We start from the raw sequence: 19,258 nt of genomic DNA on the forward strand, positions 1-19,258 counted from the left end.
ACCACTGATCGAAAGGAACTCACATGGCTGAGTACACCCTGCCGGAGCTGCCGTACGACTACGCCGCACTCGAGCCGCACATCAGCGGCAAGATCATGCAGCTGCACCACGACAAGCACCACCAGACCTACGTGACGGGCGCGAACACCGCGCTCGAGCAGCTCGCCGAGGCCCGCGAGTCCGGCAACCTGGCCAACGTCAACAAGCTCGAGAAGGACCTCGCGTTCAACCTCGGTGGCCACGTCAACCACTCGATCTTCTGGACGAACCTCGGCCCGGACACGAAGGTCCCGGAGGGCGAGCTCGCCGCCGCGATCGACGAGTTCTTCGGCTCGTTCGAGAAGTTCCAGGCCCAGTTCACCGCCGTCGCCACGGGCATCCAGGGCTCCGGCTGGTCCGTCCTCGCCTGGGACACCGTGGGCCAGAAGCTCACCACGTTCCAGCTGTTCGACCAGCAGGCCAACGTGCCGTTCGGTCTCGTGCCGATCTTCATGCTCGACATGTGGGAGCACGCCTTCTACCTCGACTACCTCAACGTCAAGGCGGACTACGTCAAGGCCGTGTGGAACATCGTCGACTGGGAGAACGTCGCCGCTCGCTTCGCGAACGCGAAGTCGCAGCGCTTCGTCACGCTCTGACGCACACGCAGCGGGTCACCTTCGTGTGGTGACCGACTGACGAACGGGAGGCACGGTGCCAGCTGGCACCGTGCCTCCCGTTCGTGTCGGGTGGCGACTCAAGCAGCAGCGAACTGCACGCCGGAGACGAGCTTGTGCGCGATCGTGCGGAGCGCGGTGTCGGTGTCGGTGTGCTCGCGGTCGAGGATGCTGCCCCACTGCGCCCCCCGGGCCGCGAGGACGGCGCCCTGCGCCGCGCGGTCGGCGTCCGTCTCGCGGTAGCCGTGCGCGCGGCACCACGCGGCGATCGCGGCGATCTGCTCACGGTGGAAGGCGCGCTCGCGGTCGCGACCGTCGAGCGACTCCACCGCACCGAGCTCGAAGGTGAGCCGGGCTGCGAGGGAGCGCTCGGGGTCGTCGAGCCCGCCGAACACGGCGATGAGGTACTCGGCCAGAGCGACGTCGTCGGCGTCTGGTTCCAGCGTCGCGGTCGAGACGGCTTGGGCGAGGTGCTCCACCACGGCGTCGATGAGGGCGTCCCGCGTGCCGAAGTGGTAGACGATCGGGTACGCGCTCGTGCCGAGCACCCGTCCGAGGCTGCGGACGGAGACGTCCTCGAGCTTGGTGCCCTGGAGGTGCTGGGCCACCTTCACGATGATCGCGGGCTTGAGGGTGGGGTCGGGCTTCCGGGGCATGGTGTCTCCAGCGGGTCGTGGGCGGTGCTCGACCGTTCACATACGATCATTGAGTATATTACCGGCTCGTGGTCGAGAACGCCAGGGGAGTCCCGTGCGCGTGTGAGCCTCCGTGCCGGCTTGAAACCGAGTTCTGCTCGTTTCCACGTAGGATGGGCGGGATGTCCATGTCGTCCGAGCGCCCCGAGGCCCCGTCGCGTCCCGGCGCGCCCCGCGCCGGACGGGCGGTCGCAGGCCGGCGTCGCGGGGCGGGGAAGCGCTTCCTCGTCGTCGGGGACGTGCTCGACGGTGTCCTGGTGCAGACGACGGCCACGGTGCTGGGCGACCACGACCCGGCAGCCGTGATCCGGCACCGGCCCACGGGCGCCGCCGGGAACACGGCGACCTGGCTCGGATGGCTCGGCGCGGAGGTTGACCTCGTCGCCCGGGTCGGTGTCGACGACGTCTACCGGCACGAACGCGCCCTCGCCGACGCCGGGGTGCGGGCGCACATCCGGTACGACGCGCGGTCCGCCACCGGGGCGGTCGTGTCCGTCCGCAACGGAGACCGCAGGACGGCGATGTCCGACCCGGCCGCCAGCGGCGTGCTCTCCGAGGACGACCTGCCGCCCGACCTGACCGGACGCGCGGACATCGTGCACCTCACCGGCGCGGCCATGCTCGGCGGCGGCGGGGCAGCTCGCATCGCGTCCCTGGTCGAGCGTGCGCACACCGGGCCGGCCCGGGTCGCCCTCGACCCGTCGTCCACGGCGATCGTCCACGCGATCGGTGCCGCCGAGTTCCTGGAGGCGCTCGAGGGCGTCGACGTCCTGTTCCCGAGCGAGCAGGAGGCCCTCGCGCTGACCGGGACGTCCTCGGTGGCGGCGGCGATGCCCCTCCTGACCGCCAGGGTGCCGCTCGTCGTCGTGACGATGGGCCACGACGGGGTGCTCCTCGGACGCCCGGGGCGCAGCCCGCAGCGTGTGCCGATCACGCCGGCGACGGTCGTCGACACCCTCGGGGCCGGTGACGCCTTCGCCGCCGGGTTCCTGCGGGCATGGGCGACCGATCCGGTGCGCGTCGGAGCTGCCGCGCGCGAGGGCACCCGGGTCGCGGCACGGGCACTCGGGTTCGTGGGCGGACGACCGCCGGTCTGACGAGGCCCGTCAGTGCTCGCTCGGGGTCAGCGCTCGCTGGGCTCGGCCGTCACGGTCAGGGTCTGGACGAGTCCGGTGGCGAGGGGCGCGAGGCGGATCTCGACGCGGAGCCGTCCGGTGGTCCCGGGGAGCCACCACCGCAGGTGCGACGGTGCCGTCGACGACTCCTCCACCGGATCCGAGGACACGTCGGCGCCGACGGCGGCGACCGCCGTGGCGATCGCGCGACGCCGACGCTCGTACGGGACGTCCATGGCGACGTTCGGTGTGCAGATCGCGTCCGCAAGGTCGTCGCTCCAGTCGGCCAGGAGGCGCGTCACGGCTCCCTGCGCCGCCCGCGTCGCGGCCGTGGTTCGTCCAGTGCCCGGGCGCGCGCCCGCGGTCACGGTTCCGGACTCGCCAGCGTTCGCGTTCGCGTTCGCGAGGACGATGTCGAGCGCGCGGTCCGCTGCCGCGGAGACCTTCGCCTGCGTGGCGTTCTCGAAGGCGACGACTCCGAGGCCGTCCCGCACGGACCACCGCATGTGCGCGGAGAACCCCGGGTAGCCGCCGGAGTGCGACGAGAGTTCACCGAACCGGGGGTCCTGCTCGACGAAGAGCCCGAAGCCGTACGCCGTGGGCCGGAGCGACGTCGGCACGACCGAGGCGGGCACGACGCGCATCGCCTGTTGCATGAGTCGTCGGTCGGCCGGTGTGACCGGACCCGGCTCGGGTGCGTCCGTGAAGGCCGATGCCAGGTGTGTGGCCCACCGGGCGAGGTCCGCCACGGTCGAGAACAGGCCACCGATCGACGAGAAGGCGCCGGGACCGGTCGTCGGCAGGGGCTCCCAGTCGCCGGCGTGCGGGCGGACCCCGGTCACCACGAAGCCGCGCGACTCGGCGGCGCTGAACACCGTGTCGTCGAGCCCCAGCGGGCGGAGCACCCGGTCGGCCGCCACCTGCGGGTACGGTGCCCCGGCCACGACCGAGATCACCCGGCCGAGCAGCGCGTAGCCGGTGTTCGAGTAGGCGAACCGTGTTCCCGGGACCGAGTCGAAGAGCAGCCCGTCGCGCAGGACCGCGTCGAACTCGGCGTCGGAGAGCGACTCCTGCCGGTCCGCCCACGGGTCGTCGGTGGGGAAGCCGCCCGCCATCGTGAGCAGCATGCGCAGGGTCGGCACGGGGGAGTCCGGGGTGGGGAGGGCGACCGCCGAGAACGCCGGCACGAGATCCGTCACCGGGGCATCGAGCGAGACGAGCCCGTCCGCCACGAGGGCGAGGAGGGTCGCGGCCGTCACGCTCTTCGTGCACGAGGCGATCCGGTACACGGTGTCGGCATCCGGGACCGAACCGTCGCCTCGGTCACCGTGTCCGCCGGAGGCGACGAGCCCGGTCCGGTCGAACACGCCCCAGACGCTGCTCGGGGCGGTGCGGCGCTCCACCCGGTCCTGGAACACGGCATCGACCTCGGCGACGGTGCCCGTGTCGATCCCCGTCACGACCGGCGCATCCGGTCGTAGGCGTCGAGGGCTCGCTGCCGGGTCTCCTTGAGGTCCAGCATGGGCTGGGGGCGGTCCTCGTCGGCCGGGACCCAGCGGTGCACGTACTCGCGGTGGGGGTCGAACCGCTCGAGCTGCCGATCGGGGTTGAACACCCGGAAGTACGGCGCCGCGTCGAACCCGGAGCCAGCGACCCACTGCCAGTTCGCGGCGTTGTTGGCGGAGTCGGCATCGACGAGGGTGTCCCAGAACCACTGTTCGCCGATGCGCCAGTCGACGAGCATGTTCTTCACGAGGAAGCTTGCCGTCGCGAGCCGGACCCGGTTGTGCATCGCACCCGAGTGCCAGAGCTCCCGCATGCCCGCATCGACGAGGTCGAACCCGGTCGTCCCGGTGCGCCAGCGGTCGATCTCGGCGTCGGGGGCGTCCCGCCAGGGGAAGGCGTCGAACTCACGTCGGACGTTCACCGTGGTGATGTCCTCGCAGTGGAAGTACTCGTTCCAGTTGAACTCGCGCCACGCCAGCTGCCGGAGGAACGCCGAGGCGTTCTTGCGCTGTTCGGGCTCGAGCTGTCCGTGCAGGCGGTGCCAGACCTGGTACGGGCTGACCTCGCCCCACCGCAGGTGCGGGGAGAGATCGCTCGTGGCGGCCATCGCGGGTTCGTCGCGCTGGTCGTAGTCCTCGAGCGCGTGGTGCACGAAGTGTTCGAGCCGACGGTGCGCGCCCTGCTCGCCGGGTTCCCAGGCGGCCCGGAGGCCGCCGGCCCAGTCGGGGTGGGTCGGCAGCAGGTCCCAGGCGTCGAGGTCGTCGCTCGCGACCCGGGGCGCCGCGGGGAGGTCACGCGGCTTGGGCAACGGGTGGCGGGGCTCGGGCATCGCCTGGGCGGCACGCCAGAACGGTGTGAAGACCTTGTACGGCTCGCCCTGTCCGGTCAGGACGGTCCACGGTTCCCAGAGCAGGCTCGCAGCGAAGCTGTGCGCCTCGGTCCCGCCGTCCGTCAGCGACGACTTGATGCCGGCGTCGAGGTCCCGCTCGGCGCGGCCGTAGCGGCGGTTCCAGAACACCGCGTCGGCGTCGGCGTCGGACACGAGCGCGTCGATGGCCTCGGCAGCCGCGCCGCGGCGCAGCACCAGTCGGGACCCGCGCTCGCGGAGTTCGCCGTCCAGCGCGGCGAGGGAGTGGTGAAGCCACCACCGTGCCGCAGCCCCGACCGGACGGATGCCGGGGGACTCGTCGTCGAGCACGTACGCGACCGTGACGTCCCCGCCGTGGTCTATCGCCGCCCGGAGCGCCGGGTTGTCCGCGAGTCGGAGGTCGTCGCGGAGCCAGACGAGTGCGCCGCTCACACCGTGGCCGGGTCCGGGGCGGCCGTGGCGCGTGCGCCGCGACGGGGTGCCGTCGAGCCCGCTGCGACGCGGAGCTTCGTGCACAGCTCGGTCAGTGTGCGGAGTTCGGCGTCGCTCAGTCCCGCACCGACCTGGTCCGCGATGGTCTGCGCGTGCTGGACGGCCACGGAGCGGTAGACGTCGAACCCGTGTGCCGTGAGGGCCACGATGACCCCGCGGGCGTCGGTGGGGTCCGGCTGCTTCTCGACGATGCCCCGCGCGGTGAGCCGCTCGACGAGCCGGCTGACGCTCGGTTGCGTGAGGAGCAGGTGCCCGGTGAGTTCGCGCATCCGGCACCGTCGCCCGGGCTGGGTCGACAGGTTGAAGCAGACGTCGTACTCGTTGAAGGAGATCTCGCCGCCGGGGAACTCGGCGTTCAGTGCGCGCATCACGGTGACCTGGGCGCGGAACAGCGCTTCCCAGGCCGCCACGGCGGTCGCCTTCTCGCTGCGACGTGTCTCGTCCACGATCGCGCTCCCTCCGGTCGTGCGGTCATCCCACACTACCGACGGCCTGGGACACACGACGCCGCTGGCGTGCAGCGATGTCCCCCGGAACGCAACGAGGGCCGCCCACCCGATGGGTGGACGGCCCTCTCCCTTGCACCAAGAGTGTCCTGCAATCACATTCCGCAGGCGGTGCCACAGCAAACACCGTCTGCACCATCGACTGTATAACGAACGGGTAACGGCGCGCTACTGGTCGCCGCGGTCGTTCGCTGCGAGTTCACCAAGAACGACCGATCAGGATCAGAAGAGGTCGGGCGATGGCGTCGAGGCGTACCGCACCGCGACGTCCGCGTGCCGGTCGAAGCGGTAGCCGACACCGCGCACGGTGCGGACGATCTCCTCGAAGGCGCCGAGCTTCGAACGGAGTCGACGGACGTGCACGTCGATCGTGCGCTCGTTCGGGGTCTCGTCCTCGCCGTCGGACCACAGGCCGTCGATGATCGCCGAGCGGTCGACGGTCTGACCCTCGCGGAGGACGAGGAACTGCAGGAGCTCGAACTCCTTGTACGTCAGGGGAGCGGCTTCGCCGTCGAGGGTGACGCGCTTCCGGGAGATGTCGATGACGACGCCGGTCTCCTCGGGCTCGGGCTTCTCGGCCTGCTTGCGTGCGGCCACGGCGGAGCGGTCCTGCAGGGCGAGCCGGACGACGTCGACGTCGCGGCCACCGGATCCCTCGGCAGCGACGGCCACCGCGGCGTAGGTCTCCGACGACGGGACGAGCTGCGCGGTCAGGGCCTTGAGCTGCTCGACGACCGCGGCGAGCGTCGTCCCGGCAGCGGCCGCCTTCGCCTCGTCGATGCCGACGTACAGCGCGAAGCCGCGAGCCTCGGTGCCCTCGGGCAGGGCGCGGTTGCGTTGCGGGGCGACCACCGGGCTGGTCGGCACACCGGTCGCGGCGGGCGGGGCGACCGGCTCACGGCGCGGACGGATCGGGGTCACGGTGCCGAGGTCGGTCGGCGCGGGGACTGCGGTGCGGAGGGTGGTACGGGGCTGAGCGATGGTGAGCGACATGGCGGTTCTCCGGGCGATGTGGCTGCGGGCACGAGGTGGTGCCGCGGCTGTGTCGAATGCGTCGGTCCGGGTTCGGCGAGTGCCGTGGTGCCCTGCGGTCCTGCTGCGGACCGGGGCCGACCCGGGGGTACGGGAGACAGACCTCGTGACGTGGTGCGCGTCGTCGACGTGGTCGTCACCCGGGGATCACGCTCGCGCGACGGGGGTGGTGTCGCGGGGGATCCGGCTGGAACGGGTGCCGATCAGGCACACATTCGACAACGCATGACGGCCATGGCCGGCATCATCATGCCGGCGGTCCCCTGTGCCTCGGAGAGGACGCGGGTGGACACGGTTGCAGTCATGGGACGAGTATCGGTGGGATACCAACGTCGTGTCAACCGTCCGCGCGGACGGTGCGTTCTGCGAACCCACGGGGAAGACGGACTGGAGGCGCGGTGCCAGCCGGCACCGCGCCTCCAGTGGAGAAGGTGGTCGCGTCGCGACCGGTGGTCGTCCTACTCGGCCAGGCCGTAGAGGCGGTCGCCCGCATCGCCGAGGCCCGGCACGATGTAGCCGTTCTCGTCGAGCTTCTCGTCCAGGGCGCCGAGGACGATCGAGACGTTGCGCTCGCCCACTGCCTGCTCGACGGCGGCGAGGCCCTCCGGTGCACCGAGGATGCACACGCACGTGACCTCCTCCGCACCGCGGTCGAACAGGAAGTCGATCGCGGCGGCGAGGGTGCCGCCCGTCGCGAGCATCGGGTCGAGCACGAAGCACTGGCGGCCGGTCAGGTCGTCGGGCAGACGCTCGGCGTAGGTCTGCGGCTCGAGGGTCTCCTCGTTGCGCGCCATCCCGAGGAAGCCGACCTCGGCCGTCGGGACGAGCTTGACCATGCCCTCGAGCATGCCGAGCCCGGCGCGCAGGATCGGGACGACGAGCGGGCGCGGCTTCGCGATCGAGACGCCCATGGTGTGGGCCACCGGTGTGTCGATCGGCGTCGCGGTGACGCGCACGTTCCGTGTTGCCTCGTACGCCAAGAGCGTCACGAGTTCCTCGGTGAGGGCGCGGAACGTCGGGGAGGGCGTCGTACGGTCGCGGAGCACCGAGAGCTTGTGGGTGATGAGCGGGTGGTCGGCGACGTGGACTCGCATAGGGTCGAGCCTACCGTGCTGCCGACCGCCAGGAGAGACCGTGGAAGCACCCGCTGCCCGCCCGTTCGTGCCCGCGATGGAGCGCGCGCTCGACGAGGCCCGCGCGTGCCTGGCGACGGGGGACGTCCCCGTCGGCGCGGTCGTCCTCGGCCGGGACGGCACCGTCGTGGCCGTCGGGCGGAACGAGCGCGAGGCGCGGCAGGACCCGACCGCGCACGCCGAGGTGCTCGCGCTGCGGGCGGCCGCGGCGGCGATCGGTGACTGGCACCTCGAGGACCTCACCCTCGTGGTGACGCTCGAGCCGTGCCCGATGTGCGCCGGTGCGGTGATGGCCGCGCGTGTGCCGCGCATCGTGTTCGGCGCGTGGGACCCGAAGGCCGGGGCGAGTGGGAGCGTCTACGACGTCGCGCGGGACCGTCGGATGCCGCACCGGTCGGAGGTCATCGGCGGCGTGCTCGAGGGGGAGTGCGCTGCGCTGCTGGACGCGTTCTTCGCCGCTCGGCGCTGAGCGAGCGTCGTCACTTCCAGAGGACCGCGATCAGGACGTTGACGATCGCGAGCGCACCGGCCGAGTGGAAGAACGGCAGCGCGGCCTTGGCCTTCGCAGCCCCGGCGTCGGCACGCTTCTGCCGGGCGCGGGCGACGAAGGCCAGCACCAGGGCGACCGCAGCGATGACGAGCTTCACGCCGAGCTTGGCGTGGTTCGCGCCGCCGTCGCTCGTGGCGTCGATGATCCCCATCATCCCGAGGCCGGTGACGAGCTGGACGATGAGGCCGGTGATCGGCCAGAAGGTCTGGAACCCGCCCTTGCGGCGCACCTGCACGAGGAACGCGCCGATGACCGCCGCGAGGCCGAGGAAGTGCAGGACGAGCAGGATGGTGAAGAGCGCCGACATGTGACCATCGTGGATGACCGGTCGGCGTACCCGCCAGCAAGGTTCCCCTTAGTCTGCGGCGCGGATGACGATCGCCTCGGTCGGCGGACGCGGACCGGTGCGGAGCACGTCGGGCTCGACGTAGATGACCCGGGCGATCGGCACGGCCGTTCGGACGCGCTGCTCGACCGTGTCGATGCCCGCGGCGACGTCGCCGAGTCGACGGTCGCCGTCGACCGCGACCTTCACGCCGACCATGAGCTCGTCCGGCCCGAGGTAGAGGGTCTTGATGTGGATGATCGAGTCGACCTCGGGACCGTCCAGCACGGCCTGCTTGATCCGCTCGACGTCGGCGGCGGTCGCGCCCTCGCCGACGAGCAGGCTCTTCGTCTCGATGCCGAGCACGACCGCCACCGCGATGAGCAGCGCCGCGATGAGGATCGTGCCGATGGCGTCGAACACACCGTTGCCCGTGATCGCCGTCAGGCCGACGCCGAACAGGGCGAACACCAGGCCGAGCAGGGCGGCGGTGTCCTCGAGCATCACGACGGGCAGCTCGGGGGCCTTCGCGCGGCGGACGAACTGCACCCAGCTCTGCCGGCCCTTCTGCGGTCGGGCCTCGTTCAGGGCGGTCCGGAGGGAGAACCCCTCGAGGCCGATCGCGATGACGAGCACGACGACGGGGAGCCACCAGTTGTCGAGGGGGTGCGGGTGGGTGAGCTTCTCGATGCCCTCGTAGAGCGAGAACACGCCGCCGACGGAGAACAGGATGATCGACACGACGAACGCGTACACGTAGCGCTCGCGTCCGTAGCCGAACGGGTGCTCCTCGTCCGCTGCGCGTCGGGCACGTCGCCCACCGAGCAGGAGCAGGAGCTGGTTCGCGGAGTCCGCGAGCGAGTGGACGCCCTCGGCGAGCATCGATGCCGACCCGCTGATCGCCGCGGCGATGAACTTCACGATCGCGATGCCGATGTTGGCACCGAGTGCGGCGAAGATGGCCTTGGTGCCTCCGGAAGCGCTCACAGATGTCCCTTCTCCCTGACCTGCGCCCACGATCCTAGGCGGGAGCGCTGGATAGGGTCGGGAGCATGACGATCGAACTGCCCCGTACCGCCCTGCTCGGCGTCGGCTCCATGTCCGGCGCGGTCCTCGACGGCCTGCTCGCCGCCGGTCTCGATCCGGCGACGGTGACCCTCACCACGAAGTCCGAGCAGTCCGCCGCGGCGCACCGGGAGCGCGGGCTGGACGCCACCGCGACCGACACCGACGCCGACGCGAACCGGGCGGCGGTCCGTGGCGCGGCACTCGTCGTGCTCGGGGTGAAGCCGTACGTGATCGCGGACCTGCTCGACGAGGTGTCGGCGGACCTCGAGCCGGGAACAGTCGTCGTGAGCGTGGCGGTGGGGACGACGATCGCCAGCATGGAGGCGAAGGTGCCGGCGGGGGTCCGGGTCGTCCGGGCGCTCCCGAACACCCCGATCGGCGTCGGGCACGGTGTGACGGGGATCAGTGCCGGTCCCTCTGCCGACGCCGAGGCGGTCGCGCTCGCGTCGTCGGTGTTCGACGTCTCGGGTGTGGTCATCGAGGTCCCCGAGTCGCAGCTCGACGCACTGTCCGCCGTCTCCGGGTCCGGTCCCGCGTACGTGTTCCTGCTCGTGGAGCAGTGGCAGCAGGCGGCCGAGTCCCTCGGGTTCTCGCACGACCAGGCCGAGGCGATGGTGCAGGGCACCCTCCGCGGCGCGGTCGAGCTGCTCGCGGCGTCCGGCAAGGAGCCGACCGACCTGCGGAAGGCCGTCACCAGCCCGAAGGGCACGACCGAGCGCGCCGTCGCCGTGCTGCAGGACGCCGACCTGGCGGGAACCTTCGAGCGGGCGTCCCGCGCGGCGATCGCCCGCGCCGAGGAACTCGCGAAGGGCTAGCGCCGCGCTCGCAGCACCGCCCACGTGACGAGCGCACCGGCGAGCACCGTCAGCACGGTCCCGGCGATCACGACGGCGCTGTCGAACTGCAGGCCCTGCGCCTGCGTCCACGGCGTCGCGGTCAGTCGCCCGGAGAACACCGTGGCGAGCACCGTGCCCGCGACCGCGATGCCGATCGCCGAGGTGACCTCGGACGACGTGTCGACGAGCGCGGCACCGATCGTCGTCCGGTCCTCCGGCAGCCCGCGCAGCACGTTCGTGCCGGCGACGACCCCGACGACCCGCATGCCCGCCGCGACGAGCACCAGGGCGAGGGCGACCCACCCGTAGCCGCGCGTGCCGAGCACCGTGTAGACACCGAGCCCGACGACGACAGCGGCGGCACTCGACCACGCGGCGTGCTCGAGTCCGACCCGCCGGACGAACGGTCCGACGAAGGCGCTCCCCGCCACGAGCACGACCACCTGGGGGAGCATGCCGACCGCGGCGAGTGCGGGCGGCCATCCCCACGCGAGCTGGAGCTGCAGGGTGACCAGGTACCCGAGTCCCGCGACCGCGAGGCCGGTCGCCGCCTTGTACGCCAGACCGCTCGACACCAGCGGACGGGCGAGCAGTGCGAGGTCGAGCAGCGGGTGTTCTGCTCGACGCTCGCGCAGCACGAACCCGGTGCCGGCGAGGACCGCGCCGAGACCAGCGGCCCAACCCGTCCAGTCGCCGATCCCGCCCTCGGCGAACCGGGTCGGTGCGACGAGCGCCAGCACGATCGTCGCGGTGCCGAGGACGGCCCCCGCCCAGTCGATCTGTGCCCGGTGCAGCCCGGCGGGTTCGTCGCGGGCGACGCCGGAACGGATTCCGACGAACGCGAGGGCGGCGATCGGCACGTTGACGAGCAGGAGCACCTGCCACGGTGCGACGGCGAGGACGAGGCCGCCCAGGGTGGGGCCGACCGCCAGGCCGATGAGCCCGACCGTCGAGATGAGGTTGATCGCCCGGACGCGCTGGTCGTCGTCGTCGAACAGCCGGAACGCCAGGGCCATCGACCCTGGAGTGGTCATGGCGGCCGCGATCCCGGTGACGACGCGCACGGCGACGAGTTGGTCCGCGGTGGTGACGAACGCCGTCGCCAGGCTCGCCAGCCCGAGGAGCACGAGCCCGACGAGCATCACCCGTCGGCGGCCGTACCGGTCGGCGACGGCACCCGCGGCGAGCATGAGCCCGCCGAACACCACCGAGTACGCGCCCGTGACCCACTGCAGTCCGGACGCGCCGACGTGGAGCTCCCGGCCGATCGTCGGCAGCGCGACGTTCAGGACCGAGTTGTCGAGCATCTCGAACAGGAAGACCGCGGCGAGTCCGGCGAGGGCGACCCGCGAACCGCGGAGGGATCGGGGAGAGTGGGTGCTGACGGCGTTCATGCGTCTAAGTTAAGTCACTAAACTCAGTCAGTCAACCGAAAGCGAGTCCGCATGCCCAGGAGCGCACCCCGCGGGGGGCCGGAGACCCGCGCGCGGATCGCCGAGACGGCCTCCGGGATGTTCGCCGAGCAGGGCTTCGACGCGGTCACCGTGGCGCAGGTCGCCAAGGCCGCGGGCGTCTCGAGCGTGACGGTCTTCAAGCACTTCCCACGCAAGGAGGACCTGTTCCTCGACCGCTCGGACGAGACCGTCGAGCTGTTCCGAGCGGCGGCCGACGGGGTCCCGCGGGCACAGGTCCTCGACGCGCTCGAGGCGCTGACCGCGCGGCTCGTCGACGAGCGTGCGCCGGTCTCCGGGCTCGCCCCCGGGTCGGAGTCGTTCTTCCGGACGATCGCGGCGTCACCGGCGCTGCAGGCCCGCTCCCGCGAGCTCGCCGCTGGGGCGCAGGACGCGCTCGCCGACGCGACGGGCGACGCACTGCTCGCCGCGCTCTTCGTCGCCGGCTACGCGACGGTGTTCGTGGAGACCGCCCGGCGGATCCTCGCCGACGAGGACCGCGACGCCGTCGCGACGGCGCACCGCGCCGGACTGGACCGACTCTTCCGCGCGTTGCGTCACGGGGTCGCGTCCGCGACGTGACCCCTTGACGGACGGGGGGCACGGTGCGGGCCCGCCCCGCGCCTCCAGTCCGTCCGTTGCTCACTCCAGGGCGGCGAAGCGTTCCAGGGCGCTCTCGGTCCCGGAGACGATGATGACGTCGTTCTGGCCGATCACGCTCTCCGGCGTGGCCGGCACGAAGGCCTCGCCCGGGGTCTTGATGCCGAGCACCGTGAGGCCGAAGCGGGTGCGGATCACCGTCGTCGCCAGGTCCTTCCCGCGGACCGACGCCGGGGGGAACATCTTGACCACGGCGAAGTCGTCGTCGAACTCGATGAAGTCGAGCATCCGGCCGGACACCAGGTGCGCGGTGCGCTCGCCGGCCTCGCGCTCGGGGTAGACGACGTGGTTCGCGCCGATGCGGGACAGGATCGTGCCGTGCGACCGGCTGATCGCCTTCGCCCAGATCTGCGGGATGCCGAGGTCCACCAGGTTCGCCGTGATGAGCACGCTCGACTCGAGGTCGCTGCCGGTGCCGACGACGGCGATCGGGAAGTCCTGCGCGCCGATCTGCCGGAGCGCGTCGATGTCGGTCGCGTCGGCCTGCACCGCGTGCGTGACCCGGTCCGACCACTTCTGCACGAGTCCGGCGTCGGTGTCGACGACGAGGACCTCGCGGTCCTGCCGCTCGAGCTGCCCGGCGGTGGCGGCGCCGAACCGGCCGAGGCCGATGACGAGCACCGGGGCGTCGTGGCTGACGGCACCGAGCGGGTGCGGGCGGTTGCGGTCAGCCAACGATCGGCCTCTCCTCGGGACGGCGGAACAACTGCCGGCTCTGGCTGGCGGCCAGTGCAGCGGCGATGGTCACTGTACCGACACGGCCCAGGAACATCGTCGCGGCGAGCACGTATTTGCCGGACTCGGGCAGGTTCGCGGACACCCCGGACGACAGGCCGCACGTCGCGAACGCGGAGATCACCTCGAACAGCACACGGTCGAGGGACTCGTGTGTGATCTGGAGCAGCACGACCGTGGCGACGGCGACGATCGTGGCGCCCCAGAGCACGACCGCCACGGCGACGCGGAGCACGTCGCTCGGGATCCGTCGTCCGAACGCCTCCATGCTCTGGCGTCCGCGTGCCTCCGCCACCGCTGCCAGGAACAGCACCGCCAGCGTCGTGACCTTGATGCCGCCCGCGGTCGAGGCCGAGCCGCCGCCGATGAACATGAGCATGTCCGTGACGAGCAGGCTGGAGCCGTTGAGCTGGTCGAAGTCGACGAGGGAGAACCCGCCGGACCGGGTCATCGTCGACAGGAAGAGCGCCTGGAACGCCGTGCGGCCGGCGCCCTCCTCGCCGAAGGTCGTCGGGTTCGATGCCTCGAGCGCGATGTAGACGGCCGCGCCGCCGAGGAGCAGCACCGCGCTCGTCGCCAGCGTGAGCTTCACGTGGATGGGCCAGCGGCGCGGGGAGCGGAGCTGCTTCGTCAGGGCGCGGATCACCGGGAAGCCGATCGACCCCGCGACGACGCCGACCATGAGCAGCGACAGGAACCAGTAGTCGTGCGCGAACGGCGTCAGTCCGCTGGCGTTCGGCGCGAAGCCGGTGTTCGTGAACGCCATCGCCGCGTAGTAGAACGAGTCGCCGACCGCCGTCCAGAACGGCATGCCGGCGATGAGGACGGACGGCAGCAGGAGGAGCCCGAGGACGATCTCGATCGACAGGGTGCTCACCGCGACGGTCGCGAGCAGCGTGCCGACCTCGCCGAGGCGGACGGCCTGGCCCTCTGGCACGGCGCCGTGGTGCGTCCGGAGCGGGTTCGAGTCGCCGGCGGCCATGAGCTTCGCCCGGAGACCCAGCTTCCGGGTGACGAACAGCCCGAGGATGGACGCGAAGGTCAGGACTCCGACGGCCCCGATCTGCGTGCCGATCACCACGAGGGTCTTGCCGAACACCGACCAGTGCGTCGCCATGTCCACCGTGGCGAGCCCGGTGACGCAGACCACCGACGCCGCGGTGAAGAGCGCGTCCGCGAAGTGCGTCGAGCGTCCGTCCGCCGCGGCCCACGGGGTCATGAACAGGCTCGTGAAGACGAAGATCAACGCGACGAAGACGACGATCGCCAGGCGCGACGGCGACGAACGGAGCGCGGTGCCGATCCGGGACGGCCGCCGACGGGTCGCGCCCGCCGGACGCGACGGCGGCTCGTGACGATCGAGCATCGTATGCCTCCGGGGACATGGGCGGGACGGTTCGTCATGGTACATCCGTGACGGCCCGGCTAGCCTTGCTGCATGGCCGACATCTTCAGCGTCGTGGCGGATCCCACCAGGCGTGAACTGCTCGGGGCGCTGCTGTCCTCGTACGGGTCGGACGTCACCGGCGGCGAGCTCAGCGTCGGCCAGCTCGTCGAGAAGCTCGGCGTCAGCCAGCCCACCGTGTCGAAGCACCTCCGCGTCCTCCGGGACATGGGGCTCGTGACCAGCCGTGAAGAGGGGCAGCACCGCTACTACCGTCTCGACCCGGAACCGCTCGTCGGCATCGAGGAGTGGGTGCTCCCGTTCACGAGCGCGGTCGACGCGGACGGCACCCCGGCGACGACGGCGTGGACGATGGACGGCCAGCCGGTGTCGGTCCGCCGCTCCGGCACGGCCGGCAAGGCCACGGTTGAGGTGGGCACCGAACTCGGTCGCGTGATGGCCGAGGCGTCCTACCGCGCGACCGCTGCCCTGAGCGGTGCGCAGCAGGGCTGGGAGCGTGTCGTCGACCGCAGCCGCAAGCGCTTCACCCGGCGTGGCGACGAGGACTGAGCCGGATCTGGACACCGGTCGCACCGGCCCCTACAGTTGCCAGTGACCACACAGGTCACACCAATCCCCGAAGGCGGACCATGACCGGCAGTTTCGACGACGTGCGCTTCCTCACCGTCGCTGAGGTCGCCGAGATGATGCGCGTCTCCAAGATGACGGTCTACCGCATGGTCCACGCGGGTGAACTCCCCGCCATCCGGTTCGGCCGGTCCTTCCGCGTCCCGGAGTCCGCCGTCGCGGACGTCCTGCGCGGTGGCATCGCCGACGTCGGCTAGGCGGGTCCGAACCGGCCCGTTCGACATCGCGTCGGCCCTCCGCTAGACTCGGCGGGGTTGTTTTTCCGCGGTCTCGTTGGCCCGGTGTCCACACAACATCAGTCCGAGTGAGGTCCGTATGGGTTCTGTCATCAAGAAGCGTCGCAAGCGCATGGCGAAGAAGAAGCACCGCAAGCTGCTTCGCAAGACGCGCCACCAGCGTCGCAACAAGAAGTAGGCCCCGAGCCTGCAGCGTCAAGCCCCGGTTCGCCGGGGCTTTCGCATTTCCCCGGGCTTTCGCATTCCGCGGTGCGGATATGGTGGTGCCATGCCCGCCGTGACCCTGCTGACCAAGCCCGGCTGCCACCTCTGCGACGACGCCCGCCCGGTCGTCGAACACGTCGTGGCCGAACACCCCGGAGCGACCCTGCAGGAGCTGTCCATCCTCGACGACGACGCCCTCCGCGAGGAGTACGCGGAGGACATCCCCGTCGTCCTGGTCGACGGGCGCGTCCACAGCAACTGGCACGTCGACGCCGACCGGCTCCGCCGTGCACTCGAGAAGGCCGAGGCCCGCGCATGATCCACCACGTCGTCTCCTGGACGCTGCGCGAGGACCTCGACCGCGCCACGTCCGTCGCGCGGATCCGGGAACTCCTCGTCGGGCTGACCGGCACCGTCGGGTCGATCCGCTCGCTGGAGGTCGTCGAGAACGTCGCCTACCCCGGGAAGAACCAGGACGTCGCCGTCGTGGCGACCTTCGACGACCTCGCCGGTCTCGACGAGTACCAGGTGCACCCGCAGCACCAGGCCGCGGCAGCGGAGATCCGCGGCCTGGTCACGGGGCGGGCGGCCATCGACTGGGAGCGGTGAGCCGCGCCTCCAGGCTGGCCCCGCACAAGCGGAACGGCCCCCGTTCACAGAGAACGGGGGCCGTTTCGCGCGCACCAGGTGACTACGGGGTCAGGCGCGTCGGGCCACGGAACAGGTAGGTGACCTCGCGGATCGACGGCTCGTGCAGTGCGAGCATGAGCACGCGCGCCAGGCCCATGCCGAAGCCGCCGTGCGGCGGGACGCCGTAGCGGAAGAAGTCGAGGTACCAGCCGAGCTCCTCCGGGTCGAGGCCCTTCTCGACGGCCTGCGCCTCGAGGATCTCCACCCGGTGCTCGCGCTGCGCACCCGTCGAGATCTCGGCGCCGTTGAAGAGCAGGTCGTAGCTGTTCGTGAGCGTCGGGTCGTCGGCGTGGCGCATGTGGTAGTACGGCCGGATCGAGGCGTCGTAGTCGGTCACGAAGACGAACTCCGAGCCGTGGGTCTCCTTCGCCCACGCGCTCACGCGGCGCTCGCCCTCGGGGTCGAGGTCGCCGTCGGCGCGGACGACCTCGTAACCGCTGTCGGCCACGATCTTCCGGGCCTCGGCCAGGGTGACGCGGGGGAACGGGGCGGTCGGGACGACGAACTCGAAGCCGAAGACCTCCTCGATGTCCTTGCCGTGCTTCTCCTTGACGGCGGTGAACCCGGCGACGAGGAGCTCCTCGTGCATGGCCATGACGTCCTCGTGGGACTCGACCCACGAGAACTCGGCGTCGATGCTCGTGAACTCCGTCGCGTGACGACTCGTGAACGAGGGGTCGGCGCGGAAGGCGTCGGCGATCTCGAAGACCGCTCCGAAGCCGGCCGGCTGCGCCATCTGCTTGAAGTTCTGCGGAGACTGCGCGAGGTACGCCGTGGTCTCGAAGTACTCGAGCTGGAAGAGCTCGGCACGCGACTCGGACGCCGAGGCCATCAGCTTCGGGGTGTGGATCTCGATGTAGTCGCGCTCGACCCAGTAGGTGCGGAACGCGTGCTCCATCGTCGTCTGGATGCGGAAGATGAGGTTCTGCTTGCGGTTGCGCAGGTCGAGGAAGCGCCAGTCGAGGCGCTTGTCGAGCGAGGAGTCGTCCGCGATCGGGGTCTCCGGGATGGCGGCGCTGACGACGGTCAGGTCGCCGACCTTGACCTCGAGCCCGCCGAGCTTGACGCGCTCGTCGTGCTTCAGCGTGCCCTGCACGTGCACGAAGGTGCCGTGCGCGAGGCCGGAGATCGCCTCGGTCGTCGCGAGTGCTGCGGCGGAGGCGTCGTCGCCCTCGACCGCTTCGCGCGTGGCGGGGTTGACGAGCTGGGCGGCGCCGGACTCGTCGCGGAGGACGACGAACTGCACCTTCTTCTGGTCTCGGACGGTCTCCACCCATCCGGCGACGGAGACGGGGCCGTCGGGGCGTGCGGCGAGGTCGGCGATGCGGGTGCGTTCGATCACGGTGGTCGAGTCTACCGGTCTGCCTCCGGGCCCGTCGTTGGGTGCGTCCGTTCCTCCACAGACCGGCATCCGTCCGGGGTCGTCCACAGGGTCGGCCTGGAGGCACGGGGCGGGCCCGGCGGCTCCGTAGCGTTCTCGACGTGGCCGGGTCGCGAGCTGGAGGGAGGCCCCGGATGACGGCAGGGGTCGAGGGGCTCGCGGCCTGGCCGCCTGCGGCGGTGGCGACGGTGGTCGCGGCTGCGCTGGCGGTGGCGCTGACGGCGGTCGCGGGGTTGGTCGGCGGGCTGTGGGCGGTGCTGCGGTGGCGGCGGGACGTGGCGCGTGAGGAGCGGGACCGGGCGTGGTCGCGCTTCGTGTGGACGGTCGAGCAGGCGTGCGACTCGGACGTGGGGCGGAGCGAGGTCGGTCTCGCGAGCGCCAAGACGATGTACAACATGCAGATTCTTCGCGATCACGATGCGACCTTCGGGAGGATCGTGCTGGAACTCATCACGGGAGGAGAAGACGATGGCGGTGCAGGATCCGGTCAAGGTGCTCATCGAGCGTCGGCGTGAGGAATGGCGGCAGGAAGTGCGTCACCGGTACCGGTTCCGGCCGTGGAAGGCGCGGCGGCTCATCGCGATGCACGACGACGTCATCCAGTTCCTCGAGGAGACGCGTGCCGCGCGTCGCGAGCGCAAGCGGCTCATCGAGGCCGGGGAACTGTCACGGGAGTGAAGCGCGCAGCGTCCCGAGCGTGCCGATGAACTCCTCCGCCATGCCCGCGCGTTCGAGGAGCTTCGCGTGCCGCGCCCGCGCATCCACGAGGAACTCGTCGAGCCGTGCGGCGAGGGCGGCTGCGTCGCCGGGGTCCTTCGCCGCCAGACCGTCGACGACCCGGAGCAGTTCGGCCATCTCGTCGAGCGTGAACCCCAGCGGCTTCATCCGACGGATCACGAGCAGGCGCTCGAGGTCCTGCTCGGTGTAGACCCGGAACCCGCCGCTCGTCCGCCCGCTCGGCACGAGCAAGCCGACCTCGTCGTAGTGCCGGATGGTGCGGAGGGACATCTCCGCGCGCTCGGCCAGTTCCCCGATGTGCATGGTGGTGCTCACCCGTCGAACTCTACCCTCACGTGAGGGTAGAGTT

The 19,258-nt window shown here is 71.3% G+C and carries 25 protein-coding genes; 12 read left to right on the forward strand and 13 right to left on the reverse strand.

Annotated features, from left to right (window positions below; all coding sequences use genetic code 11):
• The first annotated feature begins 23 nt into the window (after positions 1-23).
• Positions 24-638: a superoxide dismutase gene (locus FS532_RS07200; RefSeq protein ID WP_079236628.1), complete on the forward strand. Its 615-nt coding sequence runs from the start codon at positions 24-26 to the stop codon at positions 636-638.
• A gap of 98 nt (positions 639-736) precedes the next feature.
• On the opposite strand, the gene FS532_RS07205 is transcribed toward FS532_RS07200, so the two are convergent.
• On the reverse strand, positions 737-1,312 hold the full coding sequence (locus FS532_RS07205) for a TetR/AcrR family transcriptional regulator (protein WP_144751963.1): 576 nt from the start codon (positions 1,310-1,312) through the stop codon (positions 737-739).
• A 161-nt stretch (positions 1,313-1,473) separates the two neighbouring features.
• Here FS532_RS07205 and FS532_RS07210 point away from each other — a divergent pair, with 161 nt between their 5' ends.
• Entirely contained in the window at positions 1,474-2,448 is a 975-nt protein-coding gene (locus FS532_RS07210) for a carbohydrate kinase family protein (protein ID WP_186321947.1), read from the forward strand.
• Between the two features lie 26 nt (positions 2,449-2,474).
• Here the strand turns inward: FS532_RS07210 and FS532_RS07215 are convergent, their stop codons facing one another.
• The 5 genes from FS532_RS07215 to upp form a co-directional block, all read right to left on the reverse strand.
• Entirely contained in the window at positions 2,475-3,926 is a 1,452-nt protein-coding gene (locus tag FS532_RS07215) for a serine hydrolase domain-containing protein (protein WP_186321948.1), read from the reverse strand.
• Positions 3,923-5,272 carry a cryptochrome/photolyase family protein gene (locus FS532_RS07220; RefSeq protein ID WP_144751973.1) on the reverse strand — a complete coding sequence of 450 codons (1,350 nt, stop codon included), beginning with the start codon at positions 5,270-5,272 and terminating at the stop codon, positions 3,923-3,925. The genes FS532_RS07215 and FS532_RS07220 overlap by 4 nt, the downstream gene beginning before the upstream one ends.
• Positions 5,269-5,778, reverse strand: a complete 510-nt coding sequence (locus FS532_RS07225) for a MarR family winged helix-turn-helix transcriptional regulator (RefSeq protein WP_144751976.1) — start codon at positions 5,776-5,778, stop codon at positions 5,269-5,271. The genes FS532_RS07220 and FS532_RS07225 overlap by 4 nt, the downstream gene beginning before the upstream one ends.
• Positions 5,779-6,060: 282 nt before the next feature.
• Positions 6,061-6,831: a winged helix-turn-helix domain-containing protein gene (locus tag FS532_RS07230; protein WP_144751979.1), complete on the reverse strand. Its 771-nt coding sequence runs from the start codon at positions 6,829-6,831 to the stop codon at positions 6,061-6,063.
• A gap of 497 nt (positions 6,832-7,328) precedes the next feature.
• Entirely contained in the window at positions 7,329-7,964 is a 636-nt protein-coding gene (gene upp, locus FS532_RS07235) for a uracil phosphoribosyltransferase (protein WP_144751982.1), read from the reverse strand.
• Between the two features lie 76 nt (positions 7,965-8,040).
• Between upp and FS532_RS07240 the strand changes: the two genes are divergently transcribed.
• Entirely contained in the window at positions 8,041-8,472 is a 432-nt protein-coding gene (locus tag FS532_RS07240; protein ID WP_144752651.1) for a nucleoside deaminase, read from the forward strand.
• A gap of 10 nt (positions 8,473-8,482) precedes the next feature.
• Here the strand turns inward: FS532_RS07240 and FS532_RS07245 are convergent, their stop codons facing one another.
• Both FS532_RS07245 and FS532_RS07250 read right to left on the reverse strand, forming a co-directional pair.
• A complete protein-coding gene (locus FS532_RS07245) occupies positions 8,483-8,860 on the reverse strand; it encodes a hypothetical protein (RefSeq protein WP_144751985.1) in 378 nt (125 codons plus the stop codon).
• Between the two features lie 48 nt (positions 8,861-8,908).
• Positions 8,909-9,865, reverse strand: coding sequence for a cation diffusion facilitator family transporter (locus tag FS532_RS07250; RefSeq protein WP_144751988.1), 957 nt, complete (start codon positions 9,863-9,865; stop codon positions 8,909-8,911).
• Positions 9,866-9,930: 65 nt separating this feature from the next.
• On the opposite strand from FS532_RS07250, the gene proC reads away from it, so the two are divergent.
• A complete protein-coding gene (gene proC / locus FS532_RS07255; protein ID WP_144751991.1) occupies positions 9,931-10,761 on the forward strand; it encodes a pyrroline-5-carboxylate reductase in 831 nt (276 codons plus the stop codon).
• On the opposite strand, the gene FS532_RS07260 is transcribed toward proC, so the two are convergent.
• Positions 10,758-12,176, reverse strand: a complete 1,419-nt coding sequence (locus FS532_RS07260) for an MFS transporter (protein WP_144751994.1) — start codon at positions 12,174-12,176, stop codon at positions 10,758-10,760. The two genes, proC and FS532_RS07260, sit on opposite strands and share 4 nt — an antisense overlap.
• A gap of 51 nt (positions 12,177-12,227) precedes the next feature.
• On the opposite strand from FS532_RS07260, the gene FS532_RS07265 reads away from it, so the two are divergent.
• The gene (locus tag FS532_RS07265) at positions 12,228-12,815 is read left to right on the forward strand and encodes a TetR/AcrR family transcriptional regulator (RefSeq protein WP_144751997.1); all 588 of its coding nucleotides are present in this window, start codon (positions 12,228-12,230) and stop codon (positions 12,813-12,815) included.
• A gap of 60 nt (positions 12,816-12,875) precedes the next feature.
• Here FS532_RS07265 and FS532_RS07270 read toward each other — a convergent pair whose 3' ends face one another.
• Together FS532_RS07270 and FS532_RS07275 are read right to left on the reverse strand one after the other, a co-directional pair.
• A complete protein-coding gene (locus FS532_RS07270) occupies positions 12,876-13,568 on the reverse strand; it encodes a potassium channel family protein (RefSeq protein ID WP_175473676.1) in 693 nt (230 codons plus the stop codon).
• On the reverse strand, positions 13,561-14,994 hold the full coding sequence (locus FS532_RS07275) for a TrkH family potassium uptake protein (RefSeq protein WP_144752000.1): 1,434 nt from the start codon (positions 14,992-14,994) through the stop codon (positions 13,561-13,563). The genes FS532_RS07270 and FS532_RS07275 overlap by 8 nt, the downstream gene beginning before the upstream one ends.
• A 72-nt stretch (positions 14,995-15,066) precedes the next feature.
• On the opposite strand from FS532_RS07275, the gene FS532_RS07280 reads away from it, so the two are divergent.
• The 5 genes from FS532_RS07280 to FS532_RS07300 all read left to right on the forward strand — a co-directional run bounded on the left by FS532_RS07280 (position 15,067) and on the right by FS532_RS07300 (position 16,709).
• Positions 15,067-15,582 (forward strand): ArsR/SmtB family transcription factor, encoded by a 516-nt coding sequence (locus FS532_RS07280; protein ID WP_144752002.1) that lies wholly within the window; start codon positions 15,067-15,069, stop codon positions 15,580-15,582.
• Between the two features lie 80 nt (positions 15,583-15,662).
• Complete coding sequence (locus FS532_RS07285; protein ID WP_022902482.1) at positions 15,663-15,857, forward strand: helix-turn-helix domain-containing protein; 195 nt, start codon at positions 15,663-15,665, stop codon at positions 15,855-15,857.
• Positions 15,858-15,975: 118 nt separating this feature from the next.
• Positions 15,976-16,074, forward strand: coding sequence for a 30S ribosomal protein bS22 (locus FS532_RS07290; protein WP_003792170.1), 99 nt, complete (start codon positions 15,976-15,978; stop codon positions 16,072-16,074).
• Between the two features lie 90 nt (positions 16,075-16,164).
• Entirely contained in the window at positions 16,165-16,419 is a 255-nt protein-coding gene (locus tag FS532_RS07295) for a glutaredoxin family protein (protein ID WP_144752006.1), read from the forward strand.
• Positions 16,416-16,709, forward strand: a complete 294-nt coding sequence (locus FS532_RS07300) for a Dabb family protein (RefSeq protein WP_144752009.1) — start codon at positions 16,416-16,418, stop codon at positions 16,707-16,709. The genes FS532_RS07295 and FS532_RS07300 overlap by 4 nt, the downstream gene beginning before the upstream one ends.
• Before the next feature lie 82 nt (positions 16,710-16,791).
• On the opposite strand, the gene aspS is transcribed toward FS532_RS07300, so the two are convergent.
• Positions 16,792-18,132 (reverse strand): aspartate--tRNA(Asn) ligase, encoded by a 1,341-nt coding sequence (gene aspS / locus FS532_RS07305; RefSeq protein ID WP_144752012.1) that lies wholly within the window; start codon positions 18,130-18,132, stop codon positions 16,792-16,794.
• 173 nt (positions 18,133-18,305) lie between these two features.
• Here aspS and FS532_RS07310 point away from each other — a divergent pair, with 173 nt between their 5' ends.
• A complete protein-coding gene (locus FS532_RS07310; RefSeq protein ID WP_144752016.1) occupies positions 18,306-18,686 on the forward strand; it encodes a hypothetical protein in 381 nt (126 codons plus the stop codon).
• Positions 18,640-18,849: a hypothetical protein gene (locus FS532_RS07315; protein WP_144752019.1), complete on the forward strand. Its 210-nt coding sequence runs from the start codon at positions 18,640-18,642 to the stop codon at positions 18,847-18,849. The genes FS532_RS07310 and FS532_RS07315 overlap by 47 nt, the downstream gene beginning before the upstream one ends.
• Here FS532_RS07315 and FS532_RS07320 read toward each other — a convergent pair.
• Entirely contained in the window at positions 18,838-19,212 is a 375-nt protein-coding gene (locus tag FS532_RS07320) for a MerR family transcriptional regulator (protein ID WP_144752654.1), read from the reverse strand. The genes FS532_RS07315 and FS532_RS07320 overlap by 12 nt on opposite strands.
• Between the last annotated feature and the right edge of the window lie 46 nt (positions 19,213-19,258).

It is taken from the genome of Curtobacterium pusillum, from assembly GCF_007673235.1.
In the GTDB taxonomy this organism is placed as follows: Bacteria; Actinomycetota; Actinomycetes; order Actinomycetales; family Microbacteriaceae; genus Curtobacterium; species Curtobacterium pusillum_C.